The organism is Gehongia tenuis (assembly GCF_014384795.1).
GTDB lineage: Bacteria > Bacillota > Clostridia > Christensenellales > NSJ-53 > Gehongia > Gehongia tenuis.
This window is the reverse complement of the sequence record NZ_JACRSR010000002.1, coordinates 1-21,385: the sequence shown is the minus strand read 5'-3', so window position 1 is coordinate 21,385 and position 21,385 is coordinate 1. Positions and strand designations below refer to the sequence as shown.

At 54.1% G+C, this 21,385-nt stretch carries 19 protein-coding genes and 1 tRNA gene; 16 read left to right on the top strand and 4 right to left on the bottom strand.

Annotated features, from left to right (window positions below):
- Positions 1-70: 70 nt before the first annotated feature.
- Complete coding sequence (locus H8696_RS06135; RefSeq protein WP_249316013.1) at positions 71-229, bottom strand: response regulator; 159 nt, start codon at positions 227-229, stop codon at positions 71-73.
- 328 nt (positions 230-557) lie between these two features.
- Here H8696_RS06135 and hisC point away from each other — a divergent pair, with 328 nt between their 5' ends.
- The 12 genes from hisC (at position 558) to H8696_RS06075 (ending at position 11,226) form a co-directional block, all read left to right on the top strand.
- Complete coding sequence (hisC, locus tag H8696_RS06130) at positions 558-1,586, top strand: histidinol-phosphate transaminase (protein WP_283244937.1); 1,029 nt, start codon at positions 558-560, stop codon at positions 1,584-1,586.
- A gap of 69 nt (positions 1,587-1,655) precedes the next feature.
- A complete protein-coding gene (gene yabP / locus H8696_RS06125; protein ID WP_249316011.1) occupies positions 1,656-1,943 on the top strand; it encodes a sporulation protein YabP in 288 nt (95 codons plus the stop codon).
- 3 nt (positions 1,944-1,946) lie between these two features.
- Positions 1,947-2,315, top strand: coding sequence for a spore cortex biosynthesis protein YabQ (gene yabQ / locus H8696_RS06120; RefSeq protein ID WP_330605375.1), 369 nt, complete (start codon positions 1,947-1,949; stop codon positions 2,313-2,315).
- 48 nt (positions 2,316-2,363) lie between these two features.
- Positions 2,364-2,696, top strand: coding sequence for an FtsB family cell division protein (locus H8696_RS06115; RefSeq protein ID WP_249316009.1), 333 nt, complete (start codon positions 2,364-2,366; stop codon positions 2,694-2,696).
- Positions 2,697-2,782: 86 nt separating this feature from the next.
- Complete coding sequence (locus H8696_RS06110) at positions 2,783-3,193, top strand: S1 RNA-binding domain-containing protein (RefSeq protein ID WP_249316008.1); 411 nt, start codon at positions 2,783-2,785, stop codon at positions 3,191-3,193.
- Between the two features lie 44 nt (positions 3,194-3,237).
- Positions 3,238-4,143: a Ppx/GppA phosphatase family protein gene (locus tag H8696_RS06105; protein ID WP_249316007.1), complete on the top strand. Its 906-nt coding sequence runs from the start codon at positions 3,238-3,240 to the stop codon at positions 4,141-4,143.
- Between the two features lie 78 nt (positions 4,144-4,221).
- Positions 4,222-4,299 (top strand) — tRNA-Met (locus H8696_RS06100).
- 212 nt (positions 4,300-4,511) lie between these two features.
- Positions 4,512-4,958, top strand: a complete 447-nt coding sequence (locus tag H8696_RS06095) for a DUF4234 domain-containing protein (protein WP_249316006.1) — start codon at positions 4,512-4,514, stop codon at positions 4,956-4,958.
- A gap of 161 nt (positions 4,959-5,119) precedes the next feature.
- Entirely contained in the window at positions 5,120-5,899 is a 780-nt protein-coding gene (locus H8696_RS06090) for an SDR family NAD(P)-dependent oxidoreductase (RefSeq protein ID WP_249316005.1), read from the top strand.
- Positions 5,900-6,011: 112 nt separating this feature from the next.
- Entirely contained in the window at positions 6,012-8,381 is a 2,370-nt protein-coding gene (locus H8696_RS06085) for a U32 family peptidase (protein ID WP_249316004.1), read from the top strand.
- Positions 8,382-8,464: 83 nt separating this feature from the next.
- Positions 8,465-10,966, top strand: coding sequence for a heavy metal translocating P-type ATPase (locus H8696_RS06080; RefSeq protein WP_249316003.1), 2,502 nt, complete (start codon positions 8,465-8,467; stop codon positions 10,964-10,966).
- Complete coding sequence (locus H8696_RS06075) at positions 10,963-11,226, top strand: metal-sensing transcriptional repressor (protein WP_249316002.1); 264 nt, start codon at positions 10,963-10,965, stop codon at positions 11,224-11,226. Before H8696_RS06080 ends, H8696_RS06075 begins: the two co-directional genes overlap by 4 nt.
- A gap of 43 nt (positions 11,227-11,269) precedes the next feature.
- On the opposite strand, the gene H8696_RS06070 is transcribed toward H8696_RS06075, so the two are convergent.
- Both H8696_RS06070 and H8696_RS06065 read right to left on the bottom strand, forming a co-directional pair.
- On the bottom strand, positions 11,270-12,124 hold the full coding sequence (locus H8696_RS06070; protein ID WP_249316001.1) for a hypothetical protein: 855 nt from the start codon (positions 12,122-12,124) through the stop codon (positions 11,270-11,272).
- A 25-nt stretch (positions 12,125-12,149) separates the two neighbouring features.
- Positions 12,150-13,136 (bottom strand): LacI family DNA-binding transcriptional regulator, encoded by a 987-nt coding sequence (locus H8696_RS06065; protein ID WP_249316000.1) that lies wholly within the window; start codon positions 13,134-13,136, stop codon positions 12,150-12,152.
- 287 nt (positions 13,137-13,423) lie between these two features.
- Between H8696_RS06065 and H8696_RS06060 the strand changes: the two genes are divergently transcribed.
- From H8696_RS06060 to H8696_RS06045, 4 genes are all read left to right on the top strand, one after another.
- Complete coding sequence (locus tag H8696_RS06060; protein ID WP_249315999.1) at positions 13,424-14,494, top strand: Gfo/Idh/MocA family protein; 1,071 nt, start codon at positions 13,424-13,426, stop codon at positions 14,492-14,494.
- Between the two features lie 205 nt (positions 14,495-14,699).
- Complete coding sequence (carA, locus tag H8696_RS06055; RefSeq protein ID WP_249315998.1) at positions 14,700-15,767, top strand: glutamine-hydrolyzing carbamoyl-phosphate synthase small subunit; 1,068 nt, start codon at positions 14,700-14,702, stop codon at positions 15,765-15,767.
- An 11-nt stretch (positions 15,768-15,778) separates the two neighbouring features.
- A complete protein-coding gene (gene carB, locus H8696_RS06050) occupies positions 15,779-18,970 on the top strand; it encodes a carbamoyl-phosphate synthase large subunit (RefSeq protein ID WP_249315997.1) in 3,192 nt (1,063 codons plus the stop codon).
- 139 nt (positions 18,971-19,109) lie between these two features.
- Positions 19,110-19,766, top strand: a complete 657-nt coding sequence (locus H8696_RS06045; RefSeq protein WP_249315996.1) for an MgtC/SapB family protein — start codon at positions 19,110-19,112, stop codon at positions 19,764-19,766.
- Between the two features lie 67 nt (positions 19,767-19,833).
- Here the strand turns inward: H8696_RS06045 and H8696_RS06040 are convergent, their stop codons facing one another.
- Positions 19,834-21,180 carry an alanine/glycine:cation symporter family protein gene (locus H8696_RS06040; RefSeq protein ID WP_249315995.1) on the bottom strand — a complete coding sequence of 449 codons (1,347 nt, stop codon included), beginning with the start codon at positions 21,178-21,180 and terminating at the stop codon, positions 19,834-19,836.
- Positions 21,181-21,385 lie beyond the last annotated feature (205 nt).

Sequence of the window (21,385 nt, the reverse complement as noted above, 5' to 3'; positions counted from 1 at the left end):
CTGCCGGCAGATATAAGAAGATAAACAGGGCTTCCGGTGCAAATGCATCGGAAGCCCTGTTTTTTCGTCCTTACAGCCACTCCTGCATGGTCCAGTACAGCTGCGCCATATCGATTGGTTTGGAGATATGAGCGTTCATTCCTGCATCCCTGCTTTTGTCGATGTCCTCGGCAAAAGCGTCAGCCGTCATTGCAAAGATGTTGTTCCCCCATCGGTACGATCCAGCCAAACACTGTCCTTTACCTCCTGGTGGGTCTTCGAGAGAATGAATGGAAAGGCTGAAACTTGCAGATCTGTTGGAAGGCTATTTGCTGACAAGGCGCTATTCTATTTCTCCACAGAGCATCTTTACCTTTATTGCGAAGGACAGTCCGCTTCAGGTGAGGAACAGGGCTGTGAACCGGAGGATTTAAGCTCATCGCCCTCCTTCAGCCTGATGGGCACGGAGGAAGGGGAATAGCAGCATTGTCTGTGTTTTTTGTTGGCTTTTACACTTTATCGTGATACAATAATAAAAAATTGGAGGTGAAGCTGTGAGACCTTTTTTGAGCGGGGCCATGCAAAGCCTTGAGCCCTATACGGCGGGGGAGCAGCCCAAGGATAAAAAATATATCAAACTCAATACCAATGAGAACCCTTATGAACCTACGCCGGCATTGCAGGATGCCCTGAAAAATGCCCGCAGCCTCCGGCTTTATCCCGACCCTCTGGCTGCGGAATTCTGTGAGGCGGCAGGGAAGGCTAACGGTCTTCCGGCGGATCATGTCTTTGCGGGCAATGGCTCCGACGAGGTATTGGCTCTTGCTTTCAAGGCTTTCTTTGACAGCCCCGTGCTCTTTGCCGATATTACCTATTCCTTCTATCCCGTATTTTGTGAGTTCTTTAAAATTGAATTCTTGCTCGTTCCGCTTAGGGACGATTTTACTCTGGACGCTGCGGGTTTCCTGAAACCTAACGGCGGCGTTGCCATTGCAAATCCCAATGCGCCCACCGGAATTACGCTGGAGCTGAAGGAGCTGCAAACGATTTTGGATTACAATTTGGCGAGAAAACGGGTGGTGCTCATTGATGAGGCCTACGTGGCCTTCGGCGCCGAGTCCGCAGCGAAGCTTATCCCTCAATATCCCAATCTCGTGGTGGTGCGCACCCTGTCCAAGAGCCATGCCCTTGCGGGGATGCGCCTTGGCTACGCGCTGGCCCAGCCCCATCTGATCGAAGGGCTGAGGATGGCTAAGGACAGCTTCAATTCCTATCCGGTGGACAGCCTGGCTCAGGCGGCGGGAACGGCGGCCCTTCGGGATGCCGCTTATTACGAGGGGGTCCTGAGTCGGGTGGTGGACACCCGCACCTGGTTTGTGAGGGCCCTGACGGAGATGGGTTTTCGCGTCCTGCCATCCAAAACAAACTTTGTCTTTGCGGGCCATGACCGCATAAAGGCTGCTGAATTGTTTAAAAGGCTCCGGGACCGCGGGGTCCTGGTCCGTTACTTTGATGCTCCGCGGGTCCGGGATTTCCTCCGCATTACCATTGGAACCGATGAGGATATGCAGAAGGTGGCCGCGATTCTTCAGGAAATTCTGAGCTAGGCTTATCCGAATATCCCGTGTCCTTCCGGCATATATATCAACCACAGGATAAACCAGGAGGTGTGGCTGTTGGATGAACGGAAGGTTACGCGGGTAAGAGCCCATTCGGTGTTCGTGGAAAACCGGGAAAAGGTGACCATCACCGGGGTGGATGACGTGGACAGCTTCAACGAGGAAGAGGTTCTTTTAATCACCGAGGCCGGCGACATCACCATCGCGGGTGAAGGCCTGCATATCGCCAAACTGAATCTGGACGATGGCCAACTGATCGTGGAAGGGTATTTATATGCTGTGGAATACAGTGATGGAGATACCTCTTCGGGCAAAGGCGGGCTGTTTTCCAGGCTGTTTAAATAAACCATGTTGTTTTCCACTTACAATCAGCCGGCGGTTTTTATGGCGGCGGTATACGCAGGATTGGTGATGGGGTTCGTATACGATCTTTTCCGTGGAATCAGCCACGTCTTTCATTTTAAAGCGTTCATGACTGGGTTGATGGATCTGCTGTTCTGGGTTCTGGCGGTTGCGGTGGCTTTTGTGGTGCTGTATGTGGGGGACCAGCGGGAGATTCGTTTCTTTGCTCTGCTGGGATTTGGACTTGGCGGACTGCTCTATGCTCTTGGTATATCCTCGGCTCTCCGCTGGATGGGCGGTCAATTGGTCAGTTTTCTCAAAAGGGCACTGCGCAAGGTGGCTCACTGGCCCTTCATACAACGAATTTTTCGTTAATGAAGGAATTCGAGAGAATGCGTCGAATTCGATAAGGACACATCTTTTATGAAGGGCCGGAGATACATGCAGCTTGTTCAAAAGATCCGAAAACACTGGAAACCCATCGTGGCGTGCCTTATTGCCGTTTATGTGACGGTAACGCTGGTACAGCAGCAAATCCAGATGGGTGAACAGAAGAAAACCATGGCTGGCATCAATGCGCAGATTGAGGAAGCCCAGATGGAAAACGAACGGATTGAACGGACCATTGATTCCACCTCCAGCGACGAATACATCGAACAGGCGGCCCGTCAGCAGCTGGGCTGGGTGAAGGATGGGGAGATTGTCTTTTTACCGAAAAATGGGCAGGATCTCCAGGGTGACAATACCGGTGAATGATTTGGAACCGCTTGACAAAGCGGGCCTTGTCTTTCTATAATAAATAAAGTTAGGAACAACTGAAGGGGTTACGAAGGGGGATATTTGTGGCCGTCGAAGAAGGAACGATTTTGGAGGGTACCGTTACGGGGATCGCCGCGTTTGGTGCGTTTGTGCGGTTGCCGGACGGAGAATCGGGCATGGTGCATATTTCGGAGGTTGCCGACGCCTATGTCCGCGATATCAACGACTTTTTGAAGGTTGGCGATACGGTCAAGGTGAAGGTGCTGCCCGGCCATAACGGCAAGATCAGCCTTTCCATCAAGAAGGCCAATCCGCCCAAGAAGCCTTCCAGTAAGCCCATGGATATTGATTGGCGGAGCAGCCGTTCCAATGCGTCGTCTGGACCCGCTTCCTTTGAGGATTTGATGAGCAAATTCATGAAGGACAGCGAGGAAAGACTGCTGGACGTGAAGCGCAGCCAGGATCATAAGCGCAGCGGATACGCGAAACGATGATTGAAAAACGTTCCTTCGGGAACGTTTTTTTGTTGGAGGCATTCATGAATAGAAGAGCTGTCATAGATGTGGGCTCCCATGGTGTAAAGCTTTTGGTTGCCGAACGAACTCGACAGGGTTGGACCACATTGCTGAAGGATGTGGTGGTCACTCGACTGGGAGATGGCGTGGATCGTGCAGGCCGGCTGGGGGAGGAGCCCATGAACCGAACCCTGGACGGCATCTCCCAGCTTCAGCAAAAAGCGTTTTCTTTAAGACCGGAAGGTATGGATATCTATGCCACATCGGCCATGCGGGATGCCGTAAATCGTGAGGAATTCTGCGGCCGCCTCCAGGCGCGCACAGGGCTCAAACTGGAGATTCTCTCAGGGGAGCAGGAAGCGGAACTGGCCTACCGGGGCGCACTGGATGATCAGGATGGCGGTGTGCTGGATCTTGGAGGCGGCAGCCTTGAGGTGATCGTTGGTCAAAAGGGGAAATTGGTGCTGCAAAAAAGCCTGCAGCTTGGCGCAGTGCGAGCTCAGGATGCGCTGGATCTCCCGGACCGTCCCGGTGATGAGGGCATAACCAAAATCCAAAGCTGGGTGCGGAATACTCTGGATCGGCAGCTCCCCAATCTTGCGGAACAAAATATTGATGTTTGGACTGCGGTCGGCGGTACAGCAGCCAGTATTGCATCGATGGATCAGGGCCTGGCGGTCTATGATTCCAAAAAGATTCAGGGCTGCCTGATATCCTTGCGGAGAATGGAAGAATGGGCGCGCCGCCTTGCAGCTATGGACCTGGAGGAACGCCGGCATGTCAGGGGACTGATGCCCCAGCGTGCCAGAGCCATTGTGCCGGGTATCGTTATCCTTGCTTCCTTTATGCGGTATAGTGAGACCAATGTTTTACGCATCAGCGACCGCGGTTCTATGGAAGGATATCTGCTGGGAAAAATTAAATGTTGAAGTTGATGATTTATTTCTTGACAAGATGCCATGCTATTGATAAAATAGATATTGCTCTCGTGAGAGGGCGATGATTGACGCGGGGTAGAGCAGTCTGGTAGCTCGTCGGGCTCATAACCCGGAGGTCGTGTGGTTCAAATCCCACCCCCGCAACCATCTCCGGTTACTCCATTGAGGTTCTCAATGGAGTAATTTTTTTTGTCGTTTTCTGGCATCAGTATTATTACTATAATTAGTATTGACTGGAATACTTGTAATATTTAGTGGCCCATAGTATTATAAGAATAGTTGATATTTCTCCCATTCACACCGTTGTCCTACCCCGTGGCTAGGGGGATCATAATAGATACTTAAGGGAGGTAAAAGAGATGGAGACCAATGTAGTTCAACCCAATCAGCAGGGCTCAACCGCACCTGTTGGACAATTGAGGACGAACAGGGGCCTGCTCAAGTACATTCTTTTGTCCATCGTGACCCTCGGCATCTATGGCATCGTAGTCATGTCATCCATTTCCAATGATATTAACGTAATCGCCAGCCGCTATGATGGAAAGCGGACCATGCATTACTGCCTGCTTATTTTTCTGGTCTCCTGGATCACTCTGGGCATTGGATACTTTGTATGGTTTCACAAAATCAGCGGTCGTATTGGCAATGAGTTGTTGCGGCGTAATATTGGCTACCCTTTCAGCGCGGGTTCCTTCTGGGGATGGAATGTGCTGGGAGCGTTCATTATCGTCGGTCCTTTCATTTATCTTCATAAGCTTTTGAAGGCCATGAATCTGCTGTCCGAAAACTACAATGTGAACGGTTGATTCCGTTTTTTGAACCGACAATCCAGAAAAAGAGTTTGGACGTTGTCCAGACTCTTTTTTATAAATCATGGGTGAAAAGGGCATACTATAGTTTGACAAATATTTAACGATGAAGTATAGTAGCGGTGGAAGCTTAAGATTGACAAAGGAGATGGAGTATTATGGGTATCTTTGATGGAAAAGTCGCGATTATCACCGGCGGTGGCAAGGCGAAATCCATCGGCTATGGAATCGCTGTGGCTTATGCCAAGGAAGGCGCCGATCTGGTCTTGACGGGGAGAAATGAGCAGAAGCTTCTGGATGCCAAGGAGGAGTTGGAGCGTTTATATGGGATCAAAGTTCTGGCTTTGCAGGCGGAGGTGACACCCAGCGATGAATCGGAAGATATCGTCAAGGAAGTGGTCCAAAAGACCATAGATACTTTTGGAAGAATTGACGTTCTGATCAACAATGCTCAGGCTTCTGCATCAGGGATTCCGCTTTCCATGCAGTCCAAGGATCATTTTGATCTGGGTATCTATTCAGGATTGTATGCGACCTTCTATTATATGCGTGAATGCTATCCCTATTTGAAGGAAACGGAGGGTTCCGTGATTAATTTTGCATCGGGCGCAGGATTGTTCGGCAATGCCGGACAAAGCTCCTATGCGGCGGCTAAGGAGGGTATCCGCGGACTTTCCCGGGTGGCGGCCACGGAGTGGGGCAAGGACAATATCAATGTCAATGTGGTTTGTCCTTTGGCCATGACTTCTCAGCTGGAGAATTTTAAGAAGGGCTATCCCGAAGCCTATGAGAAAAATCTGCGGGCCGTGCCTATGGGCCGTTTTGGTGATCCGGAAATCGATATAGGCCGCGTCTGTGTCCATCTGGGGTCCCGGGATTTCAAATATATGTCCGGCGAGACCATCACCTTGGAGGGCGGTATGGGACAGCGCCCGTAACATAGTACGGATTGCGCCATTCGGATTTATCCGGTGGCGCAATTTTTATGGGTATTTTTGCGTTTTTGATCCGGGGAGCCTATAATGAAAGGGCAGGAATAAGGAGGCGGCTATGAGATTACCGGAATTGTTGGCACCGGCAGGGAGCTGGGATGCTATGACGGCGGCGGTGCAGAGCGGTGCGGATGCGGTTTACCTGGGTGCGCAGGGTTTTAATGCCAGGGCGTCGGCATCCAACTTTGATGAGGAGGGCCTGCCAAGGGCCGTGGATTACTGCCATGCCCGCGGAACCAAGGTGTTGGTTACGGTGAACACACTGATCCTGCCCCAGGAGATGGAGCAGGCGATGGCGCTGGTGGAACAGCTCTGGAGGGCGGGCGCCGATGGTCTCATTGTGCAGGATGTAGGTCTTGCGGCCGAGATCCGGACGCGCTATCCCGACGCGCCCCTTCATGGCAGCACCCAGATGTCGGTGCATAATCTGGAGGGCGCAGCACAGCTGGAGGAATGGGGATTCAAGAGGGTGGTTCTGGGCCGGGAGGTGTCCCTGCAGGATATCCGGAAGATTGTGCAATCCACAGCCATGGAAGTGGAGGTTTTCGTCCATGGGGCCATGTGCGTTTCTCTCAGCGGGGCCTGCCTGATGAGCAGCATGATCGGCGGCAGAAGCGGCAACCGCGGCCGCTGCGCCCAGCCCTGCCGTCTGCCCTACACCTGGCTGGAGGAGGGGGAGCGGGAGATGGGTCGGGGATACCTGCTCAGTCCCAAGGATCAGTGCACTGTGCCCTTCTTAGCGGACATTGTGAGCTGCGGCGTGAAAAGCCTGAAAGTGGAGGGACGGATGAAGCGGCCGGAATATGTGGCCGTGGTGATCGAGACCTACCGCAGGGCTTTGGACGCAATTGGAGAACTGGGACATTACGAAGCCACTCCGGAGGATCTTCTGGCCCTGAAGAAAATTTTCCACCGGGGCGGTTTCTCGGAAGGATATTTCTTTGGCGTCCGGGACCGGGAGCTCATGGGCCAGGACCGGCCCAATCACGGCGGCATTCGGGTAGGCCGGGTGGTGAAGGTGAACGGGAGACAGGCTTTCGTGGAACCGGAGCCTGGAGTCCATTTGGTTGTTGGGGACGGCGTGGAATTTCGCGGCCACGGTGGTGACTGCGGCATGGAGATTCAGCGTCTGGCCTCATCGAAGGGGCTGATTCAGCTGGAGGCTCCAGGCGGGGTTCTTGCGGGAGACGAGGTTTACCGCACCACGGATGCTGCGCAGCTTCGGGCCGTGGGAGAAAAACTGGCGGAAGACCGGCGCAGGGTGCCGGTGTCGATGGAGCTGACGCTGCTGCCTGGACGGCTGCCCCGTATGACCCTGACGGCGGGGGATATTACGCTGGCCGTGGAGGGAACGGAGGAGGTGCAAAGGGCGGCTAAGCGGCCCTTGCAGGAGGAGGATGTGCTTCGGCAGATGCGCATGGGGGACAGCTTCCTGAAACCCGCCTTCTGTCATGTGGAACTGGACGATAGCTTTATGCCGGTGTCCCAGCTGAACGATCTGCGCAGACGGGCCGTTGCCGCCATGGAGCGGGAATGGCTCCACCAAAAATTGCCGCGCTGGAGCTTCTTTGAGCCCTTAAAGGGGGATCAGGACAAGCCTGAGGCGGCCAAATCGGTTCGGCCGGAGCTTTGGCTCCAAGGGGATAAAGAGATCCTGGAACGGTTGTTGGACCAGCCGCTGGCTGGAGTTTACTGGACACCCAGGGATTGGACGGCCGACCTCCGATCGGAAGGGGAAAGACTCCGGGAAAAGGCCGGGAAAAAGAAGATTTATGTTTCCGTGCCCACGCTGCTGTTGGAAAGCGACTATGAGGCGGTTTTCCGTAAATTGGAGACGCTTCGGGGAACGGCGGACGGCATTCTTGCGCCCAATTTGGGAGCAGTTCACGGTAGCCTCCGGACGGGCTGGAAGGTGGTGGGCGACAGCTGGCTCAACGTGACCCATGGCGGTTCACTGCGGGAACTTTTGAAACTGGGACTGGAACGGGTGACCTTGTCCAACGAACTGACCCTGGCCCAGCTGGAGGCGGCAGGCCGGGGTTGGGAAGACCGTTGTGAAGCCGTCGTTCATGGACACATTCCAGTGATGAATCTGGCTCACTGCCCGGCAAAAGCCTTGTCCCCTAAAAGCTGTCATAACTGCGGCCGTCCCCTTCGGTTTCTGCGGGATCGGAGGGGATATGCCTTTCCCTGGGTGAGCACGCGGATCACCCGTTGCCAGACGACCCTCTATAACAGCGTACCTCTGGCCTTAGCGGCTCGAGGAAGACTGCCCCAGGTTTCAGCTTTAAGATTGATAGCCCTCGGGGAAAGCTCGGATACGGTGCGAGGCTGGGTGGAGGATTATCTGCGCCTGCTGGCAGGGAAACCGGTTCAGCACAGCTATGTGGGTTCCACTCTGGGCCACGCCTACCGCGGGGTGGAATGAGTATGCTTAAAAGTGATTGACAAATAGGCGAAGATGTTGGATGATTACCTTAGACACCCCCACGGGGGTGGGGAGGTGAATCGATGAAGACTAAATTTGATGTGATGGGCATGACCTGCTCCGCCTGTTCGGCACATGTGGAAAAGGCGGTGCGGAAGTTCGAAGGCGTCGCCGGCGTAGAAGTCAATCTGCTCACAAACAGCATGGTGGTGGATTACGATGGCATCGACGTCAATGCCATCGTGAAGGCCGTACGGGACGGGGGCTATGATGCTTCGCCTGTTCAAAAGGCGAACAAGACCGCCGCCCCCGCCGCTGAGGGCCGTGAAATGTCCGTTAAAAAGCGGCTGATCGTTTCTTTTGCTTTCATGATTCCGCTGTTCTATCTGGCAATGGGACACATGATGGGCTGGCCGTTGCCCGCGATTTTCCTTGGCATGGAAAATGCGCTCATCTTCGCTTTTACCCAGTTTCTTCTTTGTCTGCCGGTGGTTCTGGTGAATCGGAAATATTTCATCAACGGCTTTAAATCCCTGGTGAAGAGATCCCCCAATATGGATTCTCTCATCGCCATTGGGTCGTCGGCCGCCATTATCTATGGCATCTTTTCCATCTACAAGATTGGATGGGGTCTGGGTCATGGCGATATGACAATGGTCCATCAGTATTCCATGGATCTTTACTTCGAAACCTCGGCCATGATTTTGGCACTGATCACGCTCGGAAAGTTTCTGGAGAGCCGTTCCAAGGGGAAGACCTCCGATGCCATCACCAAACTGGTGGCTCTCGCTCCCAAGACCGCATGGGTGGTCCGGGAAGGCGAGGAGCATGAAATCCCTGTAGAAGAGGTGTCCGTAGGCGATGTGGTGGCGGTGCGGCCGGGGGAGAGAATCCCCGTGGACGGTGAAATTTTGGAGGGTCAAAGCGCGGTGGACGAATCCTCGCTGACGGGGGAGAGCCTCCCCGTGGAAAAGGGAGCGGGGGATCGGGTTACCGGCGGAACCATCAACGGATCGGGCTATTTTCAATTCCGGGCAACCAAGGTGGGCGAGGACACGGCACTGGCCCAGATTGTTCGGCTGGTGGAGGAGGCGAGCGCCTCCAAAGCGCCTATCGCCAAGCTGGCGGATAAAGTGAGCGGCGTGTTTGTGCCGGTGGTAATCGCTATCGCTCTGGTTTCGGCGGCGGTCTGGCTGCTGCTGGGGCGGTCCTTTGAATTTTCCATGTCCATTGGCATTGCGGTGCTGGTAGTATCCTGCCCCTGCGCTTTGGGACTGGCCACGCCCACCGCTATCATGGTGGGTACGGGCAAGGGTGCGGAGAATGGCATCCTGATCAAATCCGCTGAAGCGCTGGAGACGCTTCAAGCGGTGGATACGGTCGTTCTTGATAAGACGGGCACCATTACTGAGGGCAAGCCCCGGGTTACCGATGTGATGCCGGCATCGAGCCACGATGAAACGGAACTGCTTGCTCTGGCAGCGGCCTTGGAAAAGCCCTCCGAGCATCCGCTGGCCAGCGCTGTGGTGGAGGCTGCGGAAAGCCGAGGCATTCCTTACGCTCCGGCCAGGGATTTTAAGAGCGTGTCCGGCATGGGCGTTGAAGGAACGGTGGAGGGCAGACAGTATTTTGCGGGCAACCTCCGCATGATGAACGAGCGCGGGGTAAGATTGGGTGAACTGGCAAAACTGGGCGAGAAGCTGGCGGAGGCAGGCAAGACCCCCCTTTATTTTGCCGGAGCGGAGGCCATAGGTATTGTGGCGGTAGCGGACACGGTGAAAACATCCAGTGCCCATGCCGTATCCGAATTGGAGCGGTTGGGCAAGACGGTGGTCATGCTTACCGGCGATAATGAGCGTACGGCGGCCGCCATCGGCCAGGAAGTTCATATCGGCCGGGTCATTTCCGGTGTGCTGCCCCAGGACAAGGAGAGAGTGGTTCGGGATCTGCAGGCGGAAGGCAGAAAAGTGGCCATGGTGGGCGACGGCGTCAACGATGCGCCGGCGCTTGCTCGGGCGGACGTGGGAATTGCCATCGGCGCGGGTACCGATGTGGCCATCGAATCGGCGGATATTGTACTGGTCAAGAGCGATCTTATGGATGTAGCCGGCGCCATGCAGCTGTCCAAGGCCGTACTCCGGAACATCAAACAGAATCTCTTCTGGGCCCTTTTATACAATTCCATTGGAATCCCTCTGGCAGCAGGCGTATTCTTCACATGGCTGAATATCAAGCTGAACCCCATGTTTGGCGCGGCGGCCATGAGTCTCAGTTCCGTATGTGTGGTGACCAATGCCCTGCGGCTTCGGTTTTTCAAACCCAGGTATCAAGAGGAGCAGACCGCTGTCTGCAAACTCGAACATAAAGGAGATGGAGATATGACAAAGACAATGATTGTGGAAGGTATGAGCTGCATGCACTGCTCTGCGCGGGTGGAGAAAGCCCTGAATGAACTGGATGGCGTGACGGCCAAGGTGGACCTGGAAGCCAAGACGGCCACTATCACGCTGGCCCAGCCGGTGGAGGATGAAAAGCTGATCCAGGCGGTGACCGACGCCGGCTACGACGTGGTGAGCCTTCGATGAAAGCCGATAAGACGGCCATGGTTCGTCTGCTGAAGACGGCGAGAGGCCAGATGGACGGAATTCTCAAGATGATGGAGGAGGACCGCTATTGCGTGGATATCTCCAATCAGATTCTGGCCACCGAATCCATCCTTCGCAAGGTTAACAAGGAGATCATTCGGGCGCACATGCAAAGCTGCGTGCGGGAAGGACTGAAGCAGGGGGACGAGGACAAGATCGAAGAGTTGCTCTCTCTGTTCGAGAAGATGAACAAAGGATGAAAAAAGACGTATGCCGATTCGGCATACGTCCTTTTTGGTATTTCTATTCCACCATAATGGAGGATTTTGCAGGGCTGTTGCGCCCCTTGATCCTCGGCATACGCCGCTCAAGGGCGGCCAGTGAGAATTCGATATCCTCCTTCGCCTCCTCGGGGGTCATGCAGCCCACCGTCACCATGTCGCATTCCCGCAAAGTGGCGTAGGAGAAGGTGAGCCCCACGAAGGGACTGACACGGCCCGCAGCCATCGGTTTGATGGTCATGACGGGCTTTTTTGCATTGTGAATCACCTTATGGATATATTCCACTTCCACCTGCATCAAAAAGCCGGCGCAGTTGTAGATCTGAATGTAGGTTTCCACGTCATAGCCCTGTTCGTCGGAGTAGACAATGAGTTCCGGCATATGGGCGGAAAGCCCGGGAATCATGCCGTTGTCCCGAATCATCTTGAGATAGTCGGGCAGGCGATCCAGGGTGTGCTTGTTCTTGTTGACCAGTTGTTCCGCAGATTCATGATGAATGAGACAGAAGGTGCTGCCCATTTTTCTGGAGGTGCGGATGATGGCCTCGGACTCCCTGCGTGCGGCGTCGTTGTCGTCCATATTGAGGATGGGAGTATCCACCAGAATCACCTTTTTGCCGGTACGGTCCTCCGCCATCTTGGCGCCCTCCACCATCATGGGATTGGCGGTCAGAGGGCCCATGAAAGCGTCCACGCCGTATTCGAGGAAGGCCTCAACGATATCGGCAATCGCCTCACGATTGCGGTTGATCTTGGTGATGTAATTGTCGGCGGCGGGGCCGGTATGGCTGTACCCCAGCATCCAATTGCTGCCGGCAATCATGCGCGGCATGGATACGCCGCCCACCATGGTTCTCGGGAATTGAACAACTGCCATGAAATCTCCTCCTATTTTGGAATGATCAGCCTGTTTCTCTAACGATCAAGCTGGGCTGGAAAAGATAACTTTGGGAATCGGCGGAGTTTTGGAGCTCATTAAAGAGCATCTCGGCGGCCTTCTGTCCCATCTCAAATTTGGGCTGACGGATGGTGGTGAGGGCCGGCGTCATGATGGAAGCCGTGGGAATATCGTCATAGCCCACGATAGCTGTCTGCTTCGGAATGGAAACGCCCCGTTCGAACAAAGCCCGCATGGCACCCAGCGCCATCATATCATTGGCAGCGAAGATGGATTTGGGCGGTTCGGATAACCGGTCCAGCAGACGATGAAGGCCCTGATAGCCTCCGTCATAGGTGGCCGTACCGCACTGCTCCACCAAAAAAGGAAGATATTCGAAACCGTGTTTCTCCAACGCCTGGCGGTAGCCCATCATTCGATCGAAATAGGGGCTGATGGTCAGGGGGCCGGTGAGCAGCGCCACATTCTCATGGTTGCGCTCAATCAGATGCTCGGTGGCAATCTGGCCGCCCAAGACATTGTCCACCAAAACGCTGGAATAGTTTCCGCTGAATTTTCGATCCACGATCACCACGGGAATGGTGGTGTTCTGCGGAATCTCGGGATTTTTACTGGTCGCTAAAAAAATAAGGCCATCAATATCCTTATTCAGCAGAACGGACAAATAATTCCGCTCCTTCTCCTGATTTTCATTGGTGTTGCAAAGAATGACGCTGTATCCCCTTTGGGATAGATAGGCTTCGATGCCTTCGATGATTTCTACAAAGAATATGTTGCCGATGTCTGGGACGATAACGCCCATGGTCTGGGTCTTTTTGGTTTTCAAACTACGTGCAACGTGATTTGGAAAATATCCCGTCTCTTCAATAACTTTTAAAATCCGTTCGCGGGTTTCCGGCTTAACGCTCTTGGAGTTATTGAGTACATAGGATACTGTGCTGACCGCCACATGAGCTTGCTTCGCCACATCCTTGATCGTTACTTTGGCCATGCAAGAACTCCTTCTATAAATTTCATTGAACTAAGTATAATGGCTGGCCTACCAAAAGTCAACGACACGGAAAAACGTTTTTATTTTCGAAAATCATGTAAATTACGTTTTTTTTACATTCGCCATATTGACTTTGCCTGTAAGGGGCAGTATAATGGGGGAAAGAAAAACGTTTCATAAAAATTTAATAAACTTTCTGTTTTATTGGGCATAATTTACATGTAAGAACTGATAAAAACGTTGGTGTAAGAAAAACCGTTTCTGTACTATAAAAGGAGGGTTTTGGAATGATCCATGTGGGTATTTTAGGATGTGGAGCTATTGCGCAAAGACGTCACGCTCCGGAATATAAGGCAAATCCGAACGTTGAAATCTTGGGATACTTTGATCCCGTTGAAGAACGCTGCCAATATATGGTGGATACCTTTGGGGGAAAGGCGTATGCCTCCTATCAGCAGATGCTGGAGGACCCCAAAATCGATGCGGTGAGCATCTGCGGCGCCAACAAAATCCATGCTTCCGCCACCATTCAGGCGCTTTGGGCCGGCAAGCATGTGCTTTGCGAGAAGCCCATGGCCAACAACCTGCAGGAATGCCAGGAAATGATCAATGTTGCCCGGCAGACGGGAAAAACGTTGATGATCGGTCACAATCAGCGCTTCTTTCCCGCCCACTTGAAGGCCAAGGAAATTTTGGCGTCCGGAGAATTGGGCGAAGTTATCAGCTTTCACAGCACCTTCAGCCATGGCGGTCCGGAATTTTGGAGTATCGATAAGAGTGGCAGCCCCTGGTTCTTTAAGAAGGACGGCAAGGCTTTAGGCGGCGTGCTGGCTGATCTTGGTGTACACAAGATTGACATCATCCGCTGGCTGGTGGGTTCCGAAGTGGAATATGTCCAGGCCTTTGCTGGTGCCCTCAACAAATGCAATTCCGACGGCAGCCGCATTGAGGTGGATGACAATGCCATGTGTATCCTGAACTTTGAAAATGGTGCGGCGGGTACGGTCACGGCCAGCTGGACCAATTATGGCGACGAGGAGAAGGACAGCGTGGTGTACTGCACGAAGGGAAAACTCATCATCGATGGCAAGGGCTGCGACCGGCTCACCCTTCAATATCGGGAGGGCGGCACGGATGTCATGACCTTTGAGGAGGGATCCAGCAACGACCACCAGGTATCCTCCGGGGTTATCGATGAATTTGTGGAGAGCATTATGCAGGGACGAAAGCCGTTGGTCAGCGGAGAGGATGGTCTGATGGCGATCCATGTGGTCACCGCCTGTCTGGAATCAGCGAGGACGGGGCAGCGCGTTCATCTTCAGAAGGATGCCCTGACCGCCGCTTATGCGTATGTATAAACCATTAGAGAATAAAAATGCAGTAATATAGCCAAGCCGCTGAATAAACTGCATAAAAAATCAAATATTTTTTGCCGCACACTGTTGACAGATGAGCCTTAGGTTCCTATAATAGATCAAAGGGTGTGGACAAAGGGCGTTTTATCCACAGGATAGAGCGTCTTTTTTATAGGTTCATATCGATGGCGAAAAGGAAGGTGGGTATATGGCAAAGAAGCAAGCGGCGTTGATGCTGGAGGACGGCACCCTGTTTCGGGGCGAATCCATGGGTCTTGAACAGGAAGTCTTTGGCGAGGTGGTCTTCAACACGGCGATGGTGGGGTATCAGGAAATTTTGACTGATCCGGCCTGTCATGGTGAGATTGTGGTGATGACCTATCCGCTCATGGGAAACACCGGTTTTTCCCCCGATCGAGACGAATCGGACGGTATGTGGGCCAAGGGATTGGTGGTCAAGGAGCTCTGTGATTATCCCAGTCATTGGAACAATTCGGTGATGGACACCGATGAGTATTTGTCAAAGCGGGGCGTATCGGGCATTCAGGGTTTGGATACGCGGGCCGTGGCATTACATATTCGTGAATATGGCAGCATGATAGGCGTCCTATCCACTGTGTTGGATAAGGACGTTTTATTTAAGCATTTGGAGCGGTATAAACGCCGGCAGGGCGACCTTGTCCGGGATGTAACGCCCAAGCCTTACCGCTTGGAGGGGCACGGCAAAAAGGTGGCAGTGGTGGATCTCGGAGCCAAACGCAGCATGATAAAAGCACTCCATGACCTTGGCTGTGACGTATATGGCTTTGGCCGGGAGGATGCAAAAAAAGGACTTGCCGATTTGAATCCCGATGGCATTCTGATTTCCAGCGGCCCCGGGGACCCGGAAAGGGTGGAAGGCGTTCGGGGGATCATCGAGACCTGGATGGGTAAAAAACCCATGCTGGGCGTGGGGCTTGGCTATCAGCTGATGGGCCTTGTGCTTGGCGGCGAGACCCGGCAGATGATCTTTGGACACCACGGGGTCAATCATCCCGTACGCTGTCTCAAAACGGGAAAACTGATCACCACCAGCCAGAATCATAACTACGTTCTGGAGTTTGAGGATGTGAAGAGCGTGGAGACGACCTATGTCAATCTTAATGATCAAACGCTGGAGGGCTTTGCCCAGCCCGAGCTTTCCATGACCGGCGTTCAGTTCTACCCCGAAACAGTGGACAATCATTCGGATACGGACGGCATCTATAAGGCCTTTGTCCGTTCTCTGGAGGACTAAAGGAGGAGCATATGCCAAAGATTCAGGATATTCATAAGGTGCTGGTCATTGGGTCCGGCCCCATCATCATCGGGCAGGCGGCGGAGTTCGATTATTCCGGAACCCAGGCCTGCAAAGCGCTGCGGGAGGAAGGCATTCGTGTGGTGCTCATCAACTCCAATCCCGCCACCATCATGACGGACCGGGAAACGGCAGATAAAGTCTACATCGAGCCCATCGATGTGGACACGGTGAAGCGTATCATTGAGACGGAAAAGCCCGACGGCTTGCTGGCTTCCCTGGGCGGACAGACGGGGCTCAACATGGCGGTGGAGCTGGCCAAGGACGATTATCTCAATAAAATGGGTGTGCGGCTACTGGGGACCTCTCTGGAATCCATCGAGAAGGCGGAGGACCGGGAGCTTTTTAAAAACACCATGCTGGAAATTGGCGAGCCCGTGCCGGAGAGCACCATCGTTACTTCCCTGGAAGAGGCGGAGGCCTTTGCGGAGAAGGTGGGCTTTCCCATCATCGTCCGTCCCGCTTATACCTTGGGCGGTACCGGGGGCGGCGCCGTACACAGTATGGAGGAGCTCCACTACACCTGCGGCAAGGGCCTCAAAATGTCCATGATCGGGCAGGTTCTTCTGGAGCAGAGCATGGCTGGCTTCAAAGAAATCGAATTTGAGGTCATGCGGGACGGTGCGGACAACTGCATCATCGTCTGCAGCATGGAGAACTTCGATCCCGTAGGCGTACACACCGGGGATTCCATCGTGGTGGCGCCCTGCCAGACCCTGACCGCAGAGGAATATCAGATGCTCCGCTCGGCATCCTTTAAGATTATAAGGGCCCTGGGGATTGAGGGGGGCTGCAACATTCAGTATGCTCTGGATACCCGGAGCCAGCAGTACTACATTATTGAAGTCAATCCCCGGGTGAGCCGTTCTTCGGCCCTGGCATCCAAGGCCACGGGCTATCCAATCGCCCGCATGGCCGCGAAGATTGCACTGGGCCTGCGCCTGGACGAAATTCAAAATTCGGTGACGCCCCACATCCGGGCATTCTTCGAGCCGACCATCGATTACGTGGTCACCAAGGTGCCCCGCTGGCCCTTTGATAAGTTCACCAAGGCGGACCGGTCCCTGGGTACGCAGATGAAGGCCACCGGCGAAGTGATGGCCATGGGACGCACTTTTGAGGAATCTCTGCTCAAGGCTGTCGATTCTCTCGATATCAAATTCAACTACCAGCTGGGCATGGATCTTTTTGAAAATGTGCCGGTGGAGGAGCTGCGTGCCTTTTTGGAGGAGCCCAACGACCAGCGGCTTTTTGCCATCTGCAAGGCCTTTCAAAAGGGCATGTCCCTGGAGGAGATCCAAAATCTTACCCGCATCGATCCCTTCTTCCTGCGCAAGCTGCAAAGGATCACGGGGATGGTGGATCGGGTGCAGGCCGCGGGGGAAGCCCTCGATGAGAAGCTGTATCTTGCCGCAAAAGCCGCAGGATTCGGCGACGGCTACATCGCCAACCTTGCGGGGCTGTCCCTGGAGAAGGTGGAGGAAATCGGCGGCCACCGCACGCCCTCCTATAAAAGCGTGGATACCTGTGCGGGTGAATATGAGGCGACCACGCCGTACTACTATTCCGCCTATGATGATCATGAGAAGATCAATGAAGAGCCGGTCTACAATCGGGTGATGGTGGTGGGCTCCGGTCCCATCAGGATCGGTCAGGGCATTGAATTCGATTACTGCAGCGTGCATTCGGTGAAGGCCCTCAGGAAGCTGGGCTATGAGACAGTCATCGTAAACAACAATCCTGAGACCATCAGTACGGACTTTGATATCTCCGACAAGCTCTATTTCGAGCCGCTTACGACGGAATGTGTGCTGGACGTATACCACCGGGAAAGCCCTGAAGGGGCTATCGTACAGTTTGGCGGTCAAACGGCCATCAATCTGGCGTCCAAGCTGGAAAAAGCCGGAGTTAAGATCCTGGGAACTCCGGTGGACAGCATTGATCTGGCGGAGGATCGGGAGCGCTTCCTGGAACTGCTGAAAAACCTGGGGATACCGCTGCCGCCGGGCGGCACGGCTTTCACCGTGGAAGGGGCGCTGGCAGTCGCCAAAAAAATCGGCTATCCAGTGCTGGTCAGGCCCTCGTACGTACTGGGCGGCCGGGGTATGGAGGTGGTCTACAGCGATGAGGAGCTCATCAGCTATGTGACCCAGGCGGTGGAGTTTTCCAGCGAGTCGCCTATCCTGATCGACCGCTATATCCTGGGCCGAGAGGTGGAAGTGGACGGAATCTGCGACGGGGATACGGTGGTGATCCCCGGTATTATGGAGCATGTGGAACGAAGCGGCATTCATTCCGGAGACTCCATTGCTATCTACCCCTCCGTTCATCTCAGCGCTGAAGCGGTGGATACCATTGTGGACTATTCGGTCCGCATGGCGAAGGCCATCGGCGTGGTGGGGCTGTTCAATGTTCAGTTCGTGCTGGACACGGAGGAGAACGTCTATGTGATCGAGGTCAATCCCAGAGCCAGCCGGACCGTTCCCATCTTGAGCAAGGTGACTGGCGTTCCCATGGTGCAGGTAGCCACCCAGGCCATCATGGGCAAGAAGCTCGCGGACCTTGGCTATTCCACGGGGCTCGTGCCCGCCGGGGAGTTCTATGCAGTGAAGGCCCCGGTGTTTTCCTTCGCCAAACTCTCCGATGTGGACACCGACCTCGGGCCGGAAATGAAATCCACGGGTGAGGTACTGGGCGTAGCGAAGGATCTCAGCAGTGCTCTTTACAAGGCGCTCAAGGCTTCGGGCCTCAAGATTCCGGAGAGCGGCAAGGTGCTTTTCTCCATCTCCGACCGGGAAAAGGCCCACAGTGAATCCCTGGCCAGCCGGCTGGTGAAACTCGGTTTTGAACTGGTGGCCACCCCGGGAACCCACGCCTACCTTGCGAAGGATGGGATAGAAGCGGAACTGATCGCTGAAGAAGATGTGCTGGATGCCGTTCAAAAGGATACCTTCCGGCTCATTATCAATACCAAAACCTTGGGCGTGCCGGGCAGCGCTGGGTTTGCACTCCGCCGTACGGCCATCGAATATAACGTACCCTGTATCACCGCCATGGATACGGCGAGGGCGCTGATCAAGGTGATGGAGGATCCCGGCGCAGAGTCGAAGAAACTATATTCCTTGGATGCGTACGAGAAATAAGCGCTGTGATGCTGAAGCCCGGCCAAAGGCCGGGCTTTTTAATGAGATTTTGTTGTATATCTTGACATCGGGTAGGCAGATGGAATATAATTGCAGATACAATATTGTCTGGAAGGTGAGCACTATGGACGGGATTTGGATGCAACTCGACTTTCTGCTGAGACTGGCGGTGGCGTCCGTCTGCGGGGCTTTCATAGGCTACGAACGCAAGAACCGTCTCAAGGAGGCGGGTATCCGCACCCATGTCATCGTAGCCCTTGCATCCTGCCTCATGATGATCATTTCCAAATATGGATTCAATGATGTGCTGCAGCTTGAAGGCGTGGGTTTGGACCCCTCCCGTGTGGCCGCCGGCATTGTGACCGGCGTGGGCTTTGTGGGCGCGGGTACGATCTTTATCCGCAAGCAGGCGGTGAGCGGTCTTACTACGGCTGCCGGCGTATGGGCGACGGTGGGTGTGGGCATGGCCATTGGCGCAGGGCTCTACTTCATCGGTATCGCCTCCATGGGCATGATCATCGTACTCCAGTTTTTGCTCCATAGAAACCTGCACTGGCTGAAGATCCCCGTTGCGGAACTCATTGCCGTCCGTATGGATGACGATGGGGAAGTGATCTCCTATGTGCAGAATGAATTTGTGAAGCATAGTATCCAGGTGATCAATGTTAAAGCGGAAAAGATCAGCGGCGGCGAGATTGACGTGGAGTTCTATGTGAAGCTGCCGGAGGCCTACAATACCGCAGATTTATTGAATATCTTAAAGGACAATAAAAGGGTCAAATCCATTGAGATATAAGGAGCCGAACAAGGGCTCCTTTTTTTTGGGTAATTTCTGGGGTGCGCTACATGAGCGGGGGAGAAGTCTAGGTGCGCTTTCTGCGTCCGGCCGTCCAGGATCGGGTGAGATCCACCACCTTGGAGGAAAGCGCCCAAAGAGCCACCACATTGGGCAGAATCATTAGGCTGTTGAAGATATCCGCAAGCAGCCAGATACGCTGCAAACTGAGTACGGAACCCAGCAGGATGCAGCCAATAAAGAGAATCCGATAGAGGGGAATGGCCCGATGTCCCAGCAGATATTCGGTGCACCGTTCCCCATAATAGGACCAACTGATAAGGGTGGATAGAGCCAGAAAGACAATGATCACCGTCACAATCGAATCGCCAAGGCCCGGTCCAAAGGCGGCGGCAAAAGCGCCGGCTGTCATGGAGGCGCCTGTAAAATCCTGCTGCCATACACCGGTAACGAGAAGGGCCAGCGCCGTCAGCGTGCACATGAGCAGAGTATCTACAAATACTTCCACGATGCCGAGAAGCCCCTGCTGTACAGGGTCCTTGACCTCCGTAGCGGCATGCGCAATGGGCGCGGAACCCATGCCGGCTTCATTGGAGGAAATACCCCGGGCAAGTCCGTAGCGCATGGCCATCAGCACCGTGTATCCTGCCGCACCGCCCAGCGCACTGGGAGGCTGAAAAGCAGAGGAAAGAATGAGCCGGAAGGCGCCGGGTATCTGGTCATGAAAGCGCAGCAGAATGAGCAATGCCCCTACAATATAAAGACCTGCCATAAAGGGCACCACTTTGGCGGTGAGCTTTCCAATGCGCCGGATGCCGCCCACGATGACAACAGCCGTAAATATGGCGATCCCGATGCCAAAAATCCAGGCAGGGATCCCAAGAGCGCTTTCCAGATTGGTGGAAGCCGCATTGACCTGGGTCATATTGCCGATGCCAAAGGAAGCCAGAATGGCGGAGAGGGCAAAAAGCTGTGCCAGCCAGCGCCACCGCTTGCCAAGGCCGTTCTCAATGGTGTACATGGGTCCGCCGCACCATTCACCCTGGCTGTTTCTCTGCCGGAACCGCACGGCCAGCACAATCTCCGCATATTTAATAATCATGCCAATGAGAGCGGAGATCCACATCCAAAAGATGGCGCCCGGCCCCCCGGCGATCATGGCCGTTGCCACACCGACCAGGTTGCCGGTTCCCAGCGTTCCTGCCAGGGCGGTGGCCAGGGCATGGGTGGGAGGGATACCTCTGGAATCTCCGGCCGTTTTTTGAAATAATACTTTCAGAGAGGCGAAAGCGCGGAACTGAAAAAATCTGGTGCGCATGGTGTAGAGAAGTCCCACCGCCAGAAGCAGAATCATCATGCCTGGTCCCCACAGCAGGCGGTGAATTTCTTGGAGTATGATATCAAACCAGTTCATACTTCTCTCCTTTAAAGGGTACTCCGTACACCCTATGGGAAAAAGGGGTGCGATATGAATTTTGGCGAAGAAAAAACCCTGGCCGAAATGGCCAGGGTTTTCAGGAAAGAGAAGTAGGGTAGAATTTTGGTGAGGTTTTAGTTCAATGACCAGGTTTCGTTCAGCTTCGGCACGTCATTCAGCAGCTGCTTCGTGTACGCATGCT